Raw genomic sequence first — 14,336 nt, forward strand, 5'->3', positions numbered from 1 at the left:
ATTCATTTAAAGAAGCCATCTTTTTGGCTTCTTTTTTATCGGACAACAATGATTTGCATTAACTATTGCTAAGGCTTTACCACAAGCATTACCTCTGTCAATTGCTAGATCTCCAGTAGATTCAACACAAGCATTAATGGTAACTGATTGTCCGTTGGAAGATTCACCTCTTCTTGTACAACAAGTGGTTGCGAAAGCAGCTTCGCTTTTCTTTGAAGTGACCGTTAATTCTTCTTTTTTCAATTCTTTCGTTGTTGTACTTGCAATTGCCATAGTACTAAAAGATACAAGAGCGATAATCGTAAATAATAAATTTTTCATATGTTTGTAGTATAAAATTATAAGCAGTCTTACTATGTCGTCGAAAACATAAAGAGTAAGGCTGTTTTTTTTTGTTAGTTTGGTCATAGAATTTGTTACATAACTAACACTTTTAAAAGTAACAAAAGCTTTCTTGGAATTTATCATAAACAAAAAATTAGAAAAGCATTTTTTTGTTTCGTGTCACTTTGGGGGGTAAGCCCTTTTTTACCAGCATCTTATTTTTAACTCAATTTTTAATAGTTTAAAATTAAGCAGTTAAATTTAGTTGATAGTACACTTTTTCTGTATATTTTTTTAAATTTTACTTTAAGTCCATAAATTCCTATGTTGAGGTTCAGAAGAATAAGCTATTTCTTTTGATAGTTCTAAGAAATTATAAACGTGTAAACTAGCCCCGATGGGAGCAAGCTACCGTGTAGCGCGGACAGCGGGAGTGAAGGTGTAAAGGATGAAAAAGGGTGTGCTTCTGAAATAAAAAAAGGGAACCCCAATGGAGTTCCCTTTTACTTTTATTTTGTTTGGAAATTATGCTTCTTCCAACGCTGTTCTTTCGTTTGTTCTATCGCGCAACCAGTATTTAGTTCGCTTCACAAGGTAGAACATTACCGGAACCATGACTAAAGTCAAGACTGTAGCGTAAGTCAATCCGAAGATGATGGTCCATGCCAAAGGCGACCAAAAAATCACATTATCACCACCCATATAGATGTGCGGATTCAAATCGGTTATTAACCCAAAGAAGTCAAAGTTCAAACCAATTGCTAGCGGAATTAATCCTAAAATAGCGGTTAAGGCAGTTAGTAAAACAGGACGCAAACGCGATTTTCCGCTTTCGATGATTACAAGTTTGATTTCGTCAAGCGTTAAATCATTGTGTGATTCTACTCCTTTTTCGGCAACTTTTTTATCCAAAAGCAGTACGAAGAAATCCATTAATACAATACCGTTCTTGACTACAATTCCCGCCAAGGAAATAATTCCCATCATCGTCATTAGGATTACAAAATCCATATTGGCAATAACATAGCCATAGAAAACACCGCTAAAACTTAGCAAAACGGTAAACAAAATCACAACTGTTTTTGAAACAGAGTTGAACTGTAACACAATGATGATCGTAATCCCCGCCATGGCCAAGAATAATGCATACATCAAGAAACTTTGATTTTTACCTTGTTCTTCTTGAACTCCAGAGAAGGCATACGTTACGCCTTTTGGCAATTGGTATCCGTTTAATTCGGTGCCAATTTTTTTGGTGATTTCATCGCCATTATAGCCTGTTAATACATTGGAATAAATCGTCAAGATTCGTTTGTATTCTTTTCTTTTGATTTGATTGTAGGTAGTTGTTTTCTCGGTTTTAGATACTGCCGAAATTGGAACCTGCATCATTTGCCCGTTGGCTTGATTTCTAAAAGTTAGCGATTGGTTGAACAGAATGTTTTCGTTTTTACGCTGGTCTTCTTGCATACGAACCACAATATTATAATCGTCATCACCTTCTTTGAAAGTTGAAATTTCCTGACCATAAACCGAACGACGCAAGTTGAAACCTAACTGTCCTGTAGAAACACCCAAACTTCCTGCATTAACTCGATCTACTTTTACTTCTAGTTCTGGACTTTCTTTATTGACATCGACATTTAAACGTTCAATACCCGATATGTTTTTGGTGTTGATAAAGGCAATCATTTTTTCGGCTTCTTTGAGCATTACGTCATAATCAATGCCGGCATTTCCTGTTAATTGTACACTGACTGGATAACCAGCTGGTGGTCCGTTGGCATCTTTTTCAACGGTTACTGTTGCACCGGCAATACCTTTTACTCGGGTACGAATTTCATCTAAAACATCGGAAGTATTGACCCCTCTTCTGAAAGTGAATTCAGAAAAGTTTACGGTTACTTTTCCTTTAAATGGCGTTTCAGAAGCGGAACCTGCATCCACATTTGGATTACCAGCGCCAACACCTACTTGAGAAACAATACTTTCGGCTAAAAAGTTTTCATTGGTTTTAGGGTCGATGTATTTTTTCATGATATCGATGACCTGTTTTTCAACAAAAAGGGTTGCTTTATTGGTTTTTTCAATATCGGTTCCTTGTGGATATTCAATATAAGTGATTACTTGTCTTGGGATATTTTCAGGGAAGAACAACACTTTTCTTGGGAAAACACCCAATAATACTATTGATAAAACCAACATTCCAATGATTCCTCCTAACGCCATCCAGGAATTTCTGCCTGTTAGGATTTTTGATAAAAATGCTTGGTATTTTTTTTCCAATTTTGGAAAAAAGCTATGTTGAAAATCTTGTGTCCATTGGTACAATTTGACTTTATACAACCACATTAATCCTAAGGAAATAATTGCTAAATGCCCAATGGCTCTTGCAAATTTAGAGTCATATATATTTCCAAGCAATACAAAAATCACGGCTACAATTGTGAAAATTATAGAATAGGTTTTGGCTGATTTTTTAGTCACATTTCGATCTTCTATATCCATCGAACCACCCGTCATTGCTGCATTTACCACCATGGCTACAAATAATGAAGCCGTTAAAGTTATCGTCAAGGTTATAGGGAAGTATTTCATGAATTTACCCATGGTTCCCGGCCAAAGTGCGAAAGGTAAAAATGCCATCAATGTGGTTGCAGTTGATGAAATTACAGGCCAAGCGATTTCGCCAATTCCAACTTTGGAAGCTTGAAGTCGAGGCATTCCTTTTTTCATGTTAGCAAATACGTTGTCAACCACCACAATTCCATCATCTACCAACAATCCTAATCCCATTACAAGACCGAAAAGCACCATGGTGTTCAAGGTAAGTCCAAACGCAGAAAGTATGGTAAACGCCATCAGCATTGATAAAGGAATCGCAGCGCCAACAAATAAGGAGTTGCGCAATCCCATGGTGAACATCAATACAATCATTACCAGTACGATACCAAAAATGATGTGATTAGAAAGCTCATTAACTTGATGTTCCACTCGCGAGGATTGATCGCCAGTCATTTCTAACGTCAAGTCTTTTGGCAAATAACTTTCCTGCGCTTCTTTAATTTTTTCTTTTACTTGTTCAATTGCTGAAATCATGTTTTGACCCGAACGTTTTTTTACGTTCAGCATGACCACTTCTTTTCCTTTTTCGCGAGCATAAGTTGTTTTTTCTTTTTCTTTAAAGGCAACAACAGCAATGTCTTTAAGGTAAACGGTTCCGCCGTTGTGTTTGACAACTACATTCTCTAATTCTTTTGGGTCTTTGATTTCACCTACAATTCGAATGTTGTTTCTTGAACCTTGTGAGATTAAATTTCCGCCCGAAAGCGTCATGTTTTCATATTTTACCGCGTTTTGAATGTCGTCAAAAGATACTTGTGCTGCTGTCATTTTGAATATATCGACAGCAATTTCGACTTCTTTATCGTCAACTCCGAGAATGTCTACTTTTTTAACCTCTTGGATTTCTTCGATATCATCTTGCAGTTTTTTGCCATAATCTTTTAATTGTTGGGTTGTGTAATTTCCTTTTAGATTAATGTTAAGGATAGGCACTTCTTCCGAAATATTTAGTTCAAAAACACTAGGTTCTACTTTACTTCCGTTATCCAAATTTGGCCAATCGGTATCTGCTTTTACGATGTCAACTTTGTCTTTGATTTTGACTTTTGCTTCTTCAATTCCGATTTTATCGTTAAATTCTACGATTATCATTCCGTAATCTTGAAACGAACTTGCGGTTACTTTTTCAACTCCACTGATGTTTTTGATTTCTTTTTCGAGTGGCTTGATAATTAATTTCTCAACATCTTCGGCTGAATTTCCCGGGAATACCGATGAGATGTATACTTTGTTTTCAATGATTTCTGGGAAATCTTCTCGTGGCATATTAATGTATGCGGATACTCCCATAACTACAATAAGCAATGTTATGATGTAAACCGTGACACGATTGTCAATGGCCCAACTTGATATACCGAATTCTTTGTTTTTGTGCGACATTTAAATATTAGATTTTAGATTTCAGATATTAAATTTTTTAAGTTTAACATCTAATATTTGATATTAAAAATTCAATTTCATTCCTTCTGAAATCGCATTCACTCCTTCAGTAACAATTACATCATTAGCAGACAAACCGCTTAAAATTTCGGTAACGTTATCAGACGATTTTCCTAAGGCAACAATAACTTTTTTAGCTTTTCCTGTTTTTCCGTTGCTTCCTTCTACAACATAAATGTATTTATCACCTTTTCCATCTTCCTGAATGACGTTGGTTGGAACTACAATCGCATCTTTGCTAACATAATCAATGATTTTTAGCTTGGCAACTTGGTTTGGACGCAATAAATTTTCTGGGTTTGGAACGCTAACTTCAATTCCAAAACTTCTATTGTTGGGATTGATAAAGTTTCCAACCTGACGTACTTTTCCTTTATAGGTTTTTCCTAACGAGGCTAAGTAAACATCAACTTGATCCCCTAGTTTTAATTTTCCAATGTAGGTTTCAGGAACAGAAGTCGAAACAAACATGTTCCCAAGATTTACGATACGCATCAAGCCATTTGCGCTTGGCGCTACTACCTGACCTTTTTCTGCAAAAACTTCGTCGATAGTTCCAGAAAATGGAGCACGAATAACGGTTTTTGATAATTGGGCATTGATTTGGGCCACCGCTTTTTGAGCTGAAATCATTTGTGTTTGCGCTTGTAGGTACTGAATTTCAGAGCCAATTTTTTTGTCCCAAAGATTTTTCTGTCTTTCAAAGGTTGTTTTGGCCAAACTATATTGATTTTGAGCACTGGCCAGTTGCGCACTCATACCGGCGTCGTCAACTCTGCCTAGAATTTGCCCTTTAGAAACACGGTCACCAGCGTTAACAGTTAACGAGGTCAAGGTTCCACTAAATTCGGGTTGAATCAAAATATTTTCTTTAGTATCAACATTTCCTTGAATGTCAAGATAATGATTGAAAAGAGTGTCTTTTAGGGTTAAAACCGAAACCAAGGCTTCTTCTGTTTTTACGTCAAGAGTGGCAAGACCAGCTTCAATTTGAGCAATTTCGGTTTGAAGCGCAGTCTTTTTTTCGTTTAACGCTTTAACGTTTTTGGTCTTGATTAAATCTTCAATACTTTCTGTTTTTGTGCCGTTAGAGCAGGCAAAAAGAACTAGCGAAAATGCGGATACTATTATTATTTTCTTCATCTGTAGTAAATTAGTTTTTGTTTAATATTTTTTCTAATGCAGCTTTTTTAGTGATGATATTTACCATTGACTGTAAATAGCTTTGTTGCGCGGTATACAATTGTCTTTGAGCTTCGCTGAAGTCAAAACTGGAGGATAAGCCTTCGGTAAATTTGATTTCTTGCTTTTTTTCGATGCGTTCCGCTAGGTTCAAATTGATTTTGGAAGTTGCATATTCTTCTATGCTGAATTCGTATTCACTTTTGGCTTTTTGGTAACCTAGTTTTAACTTTTGTTCCGTTTCGGTAAGCTGCGTTTTGGCTTGGTCTAGAGCAATTTTGGCTTGTTGCGTTTTGGCTTGTCGTCCGAAACTACTAAAAATAGGGACATTTAAACTCAAACCAACATTAGAGTAATTAAGCCACTTCTGCTCTTGTTGAAAGAATTTGAATTGGTTGTTAAAAGCATTATATCCAAAATTCAAATTGGCAGCTAACGAAGGTAATGCTTTACTTTTTTGTAATTTTAATTCCAAGGAACGTTGTTCTGTGAAATTGGTAGCAATTTGGTAATTGATGTTATTCGATACTGTAAATTCGCCTTGGCTAAAAGCCATATCTAAGTTAGACACAGAAAGACTGTCTAGTTTATCCGTTAAAGCCAAAGGAGAATCAATATCAATTCCTAAAGTAACTTTCAGCATTTTGTTCGCAATTTCTAATAATCTTTTGGTATTGTTCAGATTGCTGTTGATTGTGGATAATGTAATTTGTAATTGTTCCACATTCTCTTCTTCAATCAAACCGTTTTTAAAAGTTTCTTCAGTATCGTTTAAAGTTTTTGATAAAGTAGCCTTATTTTTCTCCAAAATGGCAACACTTTCTTCAGCTAACAAAACATTTCCATACGCGTTGATAACCATTTCCTTTATTTCGATGTTGGTTTTTTGCTTTGCATTTTCATAAAATTTCAAATACGTTTTTGAAGCTTGAAGCGCTACAATATAAGAACCATCAAAAATCAACTGGCTCAAAGTGGCTCGAGCAAGCATTGTATGTTTTGTTCCAAACGCAACTTCGGTGAATTCACCCGGATTTCCACCAAAAAATTCAGCTGGAACTACAGACTTTTGCAACTCAAAGTTGTTTTGGTAATCCAAACCTGCATTGATTTGCGGTAAACCCGCTGCAGTTGTTTCCCATTTTTTCTGTTTTGCAGCAGCAATGTCGCCGTTGGCATTGATCACCGTATAGTTATGCTGCAAAGCGTAGTCTATAGCTTGTTGCAGACTGAAAGAATAACTTTCTTGTTTTTCCTGTGCTTGTATTAAGCCTACAAGAAGTAAAAGGGTCATTAAAAATTTGTTTTTCATGGATTGTGATTCTATAGAGTTAAAGAATATTCAAGTGTTTTTCAAGTTCTTCGATGCCTTTTGGTGTTCCAATAGCACGTGTGTGGTAGTCTAAAGCTTTTTTCTCTAGTTCATAAGTGTCTTTTTCTAATATCGTGTTTTCGTTAATGGAAAATAGCAAGGTGTAATAAAATTGTACAGCAGTATCAATATCAGTTTCCGCACGGTATAAGCCTTCAGAAATCCCTTTATTGATATTATGGCGAAATAGTTGGCTGCAATCTTCAATTTCATTCGCCATCATTTTTTCATAAATTTCAGGATAATGTTTTTTGAGTTGATAGGCTGGAGATTGATCGAATGATTTGAACATTTCCTTAAACATCTCACGCATTTGAAAATTTTCAGCAATCGCATTGTGATTTTGGGCAATCACTTCCTCCATGAGACGGTGAATATTTTGATGCACTATTTCAGTTCCTTCTTCTATAAGTTTCTCTTTATTGTTGAAGTATTTGTAAATCGTTTTTTTTGAAATACACATTTCGCCTGCGATATCATCCATAGTAACGCTCTTGAAACCCAGTTTCAAAAACATATCTGTTGCTTTTTTGATGATTTTTTCTTTCATGATAGTGTTAAAATTCAGGTGCAAACTTACTACGGAAACTTTTAATACTAAAATAGTTTCCCGTGTATTAACGTAAATTTAACATTAGTCAAAAGACACACTTTTGTAAAGAGAAAAGAATAGTTTAATTTAGCCGAAAATAATTTTCATGCGCTCTATTTCAAAGTATCAAGATATCGTGTTCTCTCATTTTAATGAATTGATTTTAAAGAAAGAACCCAATAATCTTTACGAACCAATCAAGTATATATTAGGTCTTGGCGGGAAAAGGCTGCGTCCTGTTCTAACTTTAATGGCCTGCGAAGTTTTTGATGTAGATTGTCAAAAGGCGATTCCGGCTGCAACAGCAGTGGAGGTTTTTCATAACTTTTCATTGATACATGATGATATTATGGATGATGCGCCTTTGCGCCGCGGAAACGAAACGGTTCACGAAAAATGGGATCTGAATACCGGAATTCTTTCGGGAGATGCAATGCTGATTCTAGCGTATCAATATTTTGAAGAATACGAACCAACTACTTTTAGAGAATTAGCCAAATTATTCAGCAAAACGGCATTAGAAGTTTGCGAAGGACAGCAATACGATGTTGATTTTGAAACGCGTGATGATGTTACTATTCCGGAATATCTGAAAATGATAAAATATAAAACGGCGGTCTTGGTTGGTGCAGCCATGAAAATGGGAGCAATTGTTGCCGAAACTTCTGCAGAAAATGCAAATTCGATTTATGATTTTGGACTGAATTTGGGAATCGCGTTCCAGCTTCAGGATGATTATTTAGACGCATTTGGTGATCCAGAAACGTTCGGAAAGCAACTTGGTGGTGACATTATTGAAAACAAAAAAACGTATTTGTATCTGAAAGCGATGGAATTTGCCTCGGATAATGAAAAAGAACAGCTGTTGCATTTGTTTTCGATTCATCCCAGCGATAATGCAGACAAAATCAGTTCGGTTAAAGAAATTTTCAATCAAACTGGCGCGTCGGAAGCCACACAAAAAGCCATACATGAGTATACGTTTAAAGCATTGGAAACGTTGAATGAAATGAAGATTGGTACCGATAAAAAAGAAGTATTGAAAGCTTTTGGTGAAAAATTAATGAGTAGAAACGTCTAGAATGACAATAACAATTTCAAAAATCAATAACAATTTTTGAATATTGATATTTTGATTGACATTGATATTGAAAAAACTATGTACCAACCACCAACCACAACAGACAATTTACTTTCTGAAGCCGAAAAGGAGAATTTGTATTCTAAATTAATCGACCAAATTAATAAGGATTTCAATTCTGCCAACGAAGCAATCGATTTTCCTCAAAGCACCAATCCGTATGAGTTGAAAGTGCAACTTCATGAAAAAATCTACCGACTTATCCAATATAAATTTGCCGAATATTTAAACCTTCTTTACATCATTGACGTGCCCGAAGAAACCATAAAGCAATTGGACGGCTCTGATTTAGCGGAACTCTCAGAGCAAGTTTCGTTCCTAATTTTAAAACGAGAATGGATGAAAGTTTGGTTTCGGAATCGGTTTTAAGGCTTAAAAAAAAGTAGATTTATAAATCCCAACACAATTGCACTCCCAAAATCGTTAGATCCATAAGGTGTAAACGAATCTTTTTTCCTGTATCCATTCAAAGTAACTAGTGCTGATTTTGAAGATGAATAATAAAAACCATTTTTGTTTTCAAAATAATTATCAATCAATTTGGTAGTTGGATTGTAGATGCTAAGTTCTTGGCTGGGATGATAAATTATATTATTTGGAATAGATTTGATTTGGTGAAAGCGACTAAGTAGCACTGATTTACTAGTGTTTAAACTGTCTTTCTCTTTTTGTAAAAAAGCAATACTTAAATGTAAAAAAGTAAAACAAAAGAATATTTTTTTCATAAGGTATGCTTTAAAAAAACACCCTCACAAAGGGCATAAAAGCACTTCCGTAAATGTCTTTATCCTTATCAAAAAGCACGTTGACTCTTCCACCAATGGTTACGTTTCCATCGCGGTAGCCGGCGCCAATATATAAATTGGTATTCCAAAAACTGTCTTTAAAATTACCGCCCAAATCCGTGTACGTGTTATTAACACTAACTTCTTCCAATTCAAGTGAAAGTTGCACCACATCAATTGGACTGAATAATCCAATCAAACTTCCGCCAAAAACGTTTGAGGAATAAAAGTTTTTTTGTTTAAGATAACTATACTGGACACCAGTTCCAAAAGCAAAATAGTCATTAAAATTATATATTGCACTTGGCGCAACTAGAATGTTCGTAAAATCATTCCCAATGCCAAGACCTAATCCACCACCAAACTGAACTTTCTCCCAAAACGCACCTGTTTTTGCTTTTGGTAAAGGGTTCTCTTGCGCTGAACTTGCCAGAGATAGTAAAAAAAGAAATAGAAAAACTGTTTTGTTAGTGCTTGTAAAATAGCAAGATTTTGCGATTTTCATCCTTTTAAATTTTAAAGCATAAAAGTATCTAAAATAATTAATAATTTCTTTCAATTATTGTACTTTTGGCAAATTATTATACAAATAAGGACATTCAATTATATTTTATGGATAGGTTCTCCTTTTTAAACGCAGCACATACTGAATTTTTCGCTCAATTATACGATCAATACCTTCATAATCCTGATGGCGTAGAGCCAAGCTGGAGGGCATTTTTTCAAGGTTTCGACTTTGGAATGACAACGTATAATGAAGAAAATGCCGTACAAGAATTGGCTAATTTTGCAGCAAATGCTCCTCAAAACGGGGAGGTTTCCGACAAAGTTTTAAAAGAATTTAACGTTCTAAAACTAATTGACGGTTACAGAACACGCGGACATCTTTTTACCGAAACAAATCCGGTGCGTGATAGAAGAACTTATGCTCCAAATCTTGACCTTGAAAATTTCGGCCTTTCTGCATCCGATTTAAATACTGTTTTTGATGCGGCCAAAATATTGGGACATCAGCCCAAAACGCTTCAGCAAATTTTGAATCATTTGAAAAGCGTGTATTGCCAGCACATTGGTGTTGAATACATGTATATGAAAACACCAGATGTTATTCAGTGGATTCAGGATAAATTAAATATAAACGATAATCAACCAAACTTTGATGCAGAGCAAAAGAAACACATTTTAGGTAAACTAAATGAAGCGGTTTCTTTTGAAAACTTTTTGCATACCAAATACGTTGGACAAAAACGTTTTTCACTTGAAGGTGGAGAAAGTATTATTCCTGGTTTGGATGCAGTAATTGAAGCTGCTGCCGAAAAAGGAGTAGAGCATTTCGTAATGGGAATGGCACACCGAGGGCGTTTGAACATTCTTGCGAACATTTTCGGAAAAGCAACTCAAGATATTTTCTCGGAGTTTGATGGTAAAGATTACGATCAAGAATATTTTGATGGAGATGTTAAGTATCACTTAGGCGTAACATCGGAGAGAAATACCAAATCGGGTAAAAAAATCAATATCAATTTGGCTCCCAATCCTTCGCATCTAGAAACGGTTGGTGCCGTTATTGAAGGAATCGCAAGAGCAAAACAAGATAAATATTTCCCAGACGATTTCTCAAAAGTACTGCCCATTGCCGTTCATGGTGATGCCGCAGTTGCTGGACAAGGAATTGTGTACGAAATCATCCAAATGGCCCAGCTTGACGGGTACAAAACAGGTGGAACTATACATATTGTAATTAACAACCAAGTTGGATTTACAACGAATTATCTCGATGGACGTTCTTCTGTTTATTGTACAGATGTTGCAAAAGTTACGCTGTCGCCTGTACTTCACGTAAATTCTGATGATACAGAAGCAGTGGTTCACGCGATGCTTTTTGCTTTAGATTTCAGAATGCAGTTTGGGCGTGACGTATTTATCGATTTACTAGGTTATAGAAAATATGGACACAACGAAGGTGATGAGCCTCGTTTTACCCAACCAGTTTTATATAAGATTATTGCAAAGCATCAAAATCCTAGAGATATTTACTCAGAGAAATTAATCACTGCTGGAATCATTGATGCGGCATACGTGACTAAAATTGAAAATCAATACAAAGAGAAACTAGACGAAAATCTTCAGGCTTCCCGCAAAAAAGAGTTGACCATAATTAAACCGTTCTTGCAAGACGAATGGAAAGGTTTTGTTCAGGTTTCAGATGATGAGATGCTGAAAAAAGTCGACACTAAATTCGATAAAAAGAATTTAGATGAAATAATTGTTTCGGTTTCTACTTTGCCATCAGATAAAAAATTCATTAACAAAATAAGCAAAATTGTTACGGATAGAAAAACAATGTACGATAATGACGTTGTCGATTGGGGAACTGCCGAGACCTTAGCTTATGGAACTTTATTGACCGAAGGTTATGATGTGCGTATTTCTGGTCAAGATGCAGAAAGAGGGACATTCTCGCACCGTCATGCCGTTGTAAAAGTGGAAGACAGTGAAGAAGAAGTCGTTTTATTAGACACCGTAAAAGGTAAAAAAGGAAAATTCAATATTTTCAATTCGTTACTTTCAGAATATGGTGTTATCGGTTTTGATTACGGTTACGCCTTAGCCAATCCAAATGCCTTAACAATCTGGGAAGCACAATTTGGGGATTTCTCTAACGGGTGTCAAATTATGATTGACCAATATATTTCGTGCGGGGAAGACAAATGGAACAACCAAAATGGTCTTGTAATGTTGTTGCCTCACGGCTATGAAGGACAAGGGGCGGAGCACTCTTCAGCGCGTATGGAACGTTATTTACAACTGTGTGCCAAACACAATATGTACGTTGCCGATTGTACTACGCCAGCCAACTTTTACCACTTGTTGAGAAGACAAATGAAAACCAAATTCCGTAAACCATTAGTAGTATTCACTCCAAAAAGTTTATTGCGTCACCCATTGTGCGTTTCTACGAGCGAAGAGTTAGCTAACGGAGAATTCCAAGAAACAATTGACGATATTTCGGTTGACAAGAAAAAAGTGAAAACGTTGGTTTTTGTGACAGGAAAATTCTATTATGATATCATAGCCGAAAGAGAAAAATTAGAGAGAAATGATGTAGCTTTGGTTCGTATCGAGCAATTATTTCCGTTGCCAATTGAGCAATTGAAAGCGATTATTGCGAGTTATCCGAATGCCGACGATTTTGTTTGGGCACAGGAAGAGCCTAAGAATATGGGAGCTTACAGTTTTATGTTGATGAATTTCGATTTAGTAAAATGGAGATTGGCATCGCTTAAAGCCTACGCAGCACCAGCAGCAGGAAGCAGCACACGTGACAGAAGACGTCATGCCGATGCCATCCGAATGGTTTTTGATAAAGAGTTATTTAGATAATTTGAAGCTAATCCCGCTATCCGTTGCAATCTTTTCACATTTCCCTTTCTCTAACGCTACAGGGTAATCCAAAAAGGATTTCCACTACTATCGGGGCTAGGGCCACAGAATAAAAGACATTTAAAATTTAAAATTCATAATTTAAAATATAATTACGATGATTTTAGAAATGAAAGTCCCATCACCGGGAGAATCTATAAAAGAAGTTGAAATTGCAACTTGGTTGGTAAAAGACGGAGATTATGTAGAAAAAGACCAAGCGATTGCTGAGGTTGATTCTGATAAGGCTACGCTGGAATTACCAGCAGAAGCAAGCGGAATTATCACACTAAAAGCAGAAGAAGGTGACGCAGTTGCCGTTGGATCTGTGGTATGTTTAATTGATACCAGCGCTGCAAAACCAAATTCAGGCGAAAGTCCAAAGTCTGAAAGTTCAAAAGTGGAAGCCCCAAAAGCAGAAGCCCCAAAAGTGGAAGAGAAAAAAGTAGAAGCACCAAAAGCTGCTCCTGCACCAGCCGCGACTTACGCAGCACAAACACCATCTCCAGCGGCAAAAAAGATACTAGACGAAAAAAACATTCAGGCTTCGACACTTGTGGGAACGGGAAAAGACGGAAGAATTACCAAAGATGATGCCGTAAATGCTGTACCATCAATGGGAACGCCAACGGGTGGAAACCGCGGTTCAGAAAGAAGTAAATTATCCATGCTACGTCGTAAAGTGGCTGAAAGATTAGTTTCGGCTAAAAATGAAACCGCTATGTTGACTACATTTAACGAAGTGGACATGACAGCGATTTACGCGTTACGGGAACAATACAAAGAAGAATTCAAAGCCAAGCACGGATTAGGGTTAGGGTTCATGTCATTCTTTACCAAAGCAGTTACAAGAGCATTACAATTATATCCAGATGTTAACTCAATGATTGACGGACAAGAAAAAATCTCATACAATTTCTGTGATATTTCTGTAGCAGTTTCAGGTCCAAAAGGACTTATGGTTCCAGTAATGAGAAGCGCAGAAACCTTATCGTTCCGTGGTGTTGAAGCTGAAATTAAAAGATTGGCAATACGTGCACGTGACGGACAAATTACAGTTGACGAAATGACGGGCGGAACATTTACCATTTCAAACGGTGGCGTTTTTGGAAGTATGTTGTCTACACCAATTATCAATCCACCACAATCGGGAATCTTAGGAATGCACAATGTTGTGGAAAGAGCGATTGTTAAAAACGGTCAAATCATAATTGCACCAGTTATGTTTGTGGCACTTTCATATGATCACAGAATCATTGACGGTCGCGAGTCTGTTGGATTCTTAGTGGCTGTAAAAGAAGCTTTAGAAAAACCAGAAGAACTATTAATGGATGGCAATGTTAAAAGAGCATTGGAGTTATAATATTCAAACTACAACAAATAAAAAAGCCGTTTAGAAATAGACTGCACCCAAAAGTTTAGACAAATTTATAATTAATTTTGATAATAATG

11 protein-coding genes are annotated in these 14,336 nt (G+C 36.3%); 4 read left to right on the plus strand and 7 right to left on the minus strand.

The window, feature by feature from the left end; all coding sequences use genetic code 11:
• Positions 1-6: 6 nt before the first annotated feature.
• The 5 genes from PSU83_RS11580 to PSU83_RS11600 form a co-directional block, all read right to left on the minus strand.
• Positions 7-321 (minus strand): hypothetical protein, encoded by a 315-nt coding sequence (locus PSU83_RS11580; protein ID WP_300589623.1) that lies wholly within the window; start codon positions 319-321, stop codon positions 7-9.
• A 528-nt stretch (positions 322-849) separates the two neighbouring features.
• A complete protein-coding gene (locus PSU83_RS11585) occupies positions 850-4,329 on the minus strand; it encodes an efflux RND transporter permease subunit (RefSeq protein WP_300589624.1) in 3,480 nt (1,159 codons plus the stop codon).
• Positions 4,330-4,392: 63 nt separating this feature from the next.
• Entirely contained in the window at positions 4,393-5,532 is a 1,140-nt protein-coding gene (locus tag PSU83_RS11590) for an efflux RND transporter periplasmic adaptor subunit (protein WP_300589625.1), read from the minus strand.
• A gap of 10 nt (positions 5,533-5,542) precedes the next feature.
• Positions 5,543-6,883: a TolC family protein gene (locus PSU83_RS11595; protein ID WP_300589626.1), complete on the minus strand. Its 1,341-nt coding sequence runs from the start codon at positions 6,881-6,883 to the stop codon at positions 5,543-5,545.
• A gap of 19 nt (positions 6,884-6,902) precedes the next feature.
• On the minus strand, positions 6,903-7,493 hold the full coding sequence (locus tag PSU83_RS11600) for a TetR/AcrR family transcriptional regulator (RefSeq protein ID WP_300589627.1): 591 nt from the start codon (positions 7,491-7,493) through the stop codon (positions 6,903-6,905).
• A gap of 148 nt (positions 7,494-7,641) precedes the next feature.
• Here PSU83_RS11600 and PSU83_RS11605 point away from each other — a divergent pair, with 148 nt between their 5' ends.
• A complete protein-coding gene (locus PSU83_RS11605) occupies positions 7,642-8,616 on the plus strand; it encodes a polyprenyl synthetase family protein (protein ID WP_300589628.1) in 975 nt (324 codons plus the stop codon).
• Positions 8,617-8,694: 78 nt separating this feature from the next.
• On the plus strand, positions 8,695-9,045 hold the full coding sequence (locus tag PSU83_RS11610; RefSeq protein WP_300589633.1) for a hypothetical protein: 351 nt from the start codon (positions 8,695-8,697) through the stop codon (positions 9,043-9,045).
• Here the strand turns inward: PSU83_RS11610 and PSU83_RS11615 are convergent.
• Entirely contained in the window at positions 9,042-9,401 is a 360-nt protein-coding gene (locus PSU83_RS11615; RefSeq protein ID WP_300589629.1) for a hypothetical protein, read from the minus strand. The genes PSU83_RS11610 and PSU83_RS11615 overlap by 4 nt on opposite strands.
• A gap of 10 nt (positions 9,402-9,411) precedes the next feature.
• Positions 9,412-9,966, minus strand: coding sequence for a hypothetical protein (locus PSU83_RS11620; RefSeq protein ID WP_300589630.1), 555 nt, complete (start codon positions 9,964-9,966; stop codon positions 9,412-9,414).
• Between the two features lie 107 nt (positions 9,967-10,073).
• On the opposite strand from PSU83_RS11620, the gene PSU83_RS11625 reads away from it, so the two are divergent.
• Together PSU83_RS11625 and odhB are read left to right on the plus strand one after the other, a co-directional pair.
• The gene (locus tag PSU83_RS11625; protein ID WP_300589631.1) at positions 10,074-12,845 is read left to right on the plus strand and encodes a 2-oxoglutarate dehydrogenase E1 component; all 2,772 of its coding nucleotides are present in this window, start codon (positions 10,074-10,076) and stop codon (positions 12,843-12,845) included.
• Positions 12,846-13,002: 157 nt separating this feature from the next.
• Entirely contained in the window at positions 13,003-14,247 is a 1,245-nt protein-coding gene (odhB, locus tag PSU83_RS11630; RefSeq protein ID WP_300589632.1) for a 2-oxoglutarate dehydrogenase complex dihydrolipoyllysine-residue succinyltransferase, read from the plus strand.
• Positions 14,248-14,336 lie beyond the last annotated feature (89 nt).

Source organism: Flavobacterium sp. (assembly GCF_029945805.1).
In the GTDB taxonomy this organism is placed as follows: Bacteria; Bacteroidota; Bacteroidia; order Flavobacteriales; family Flavobacteriaceae; genus Flavobacterium.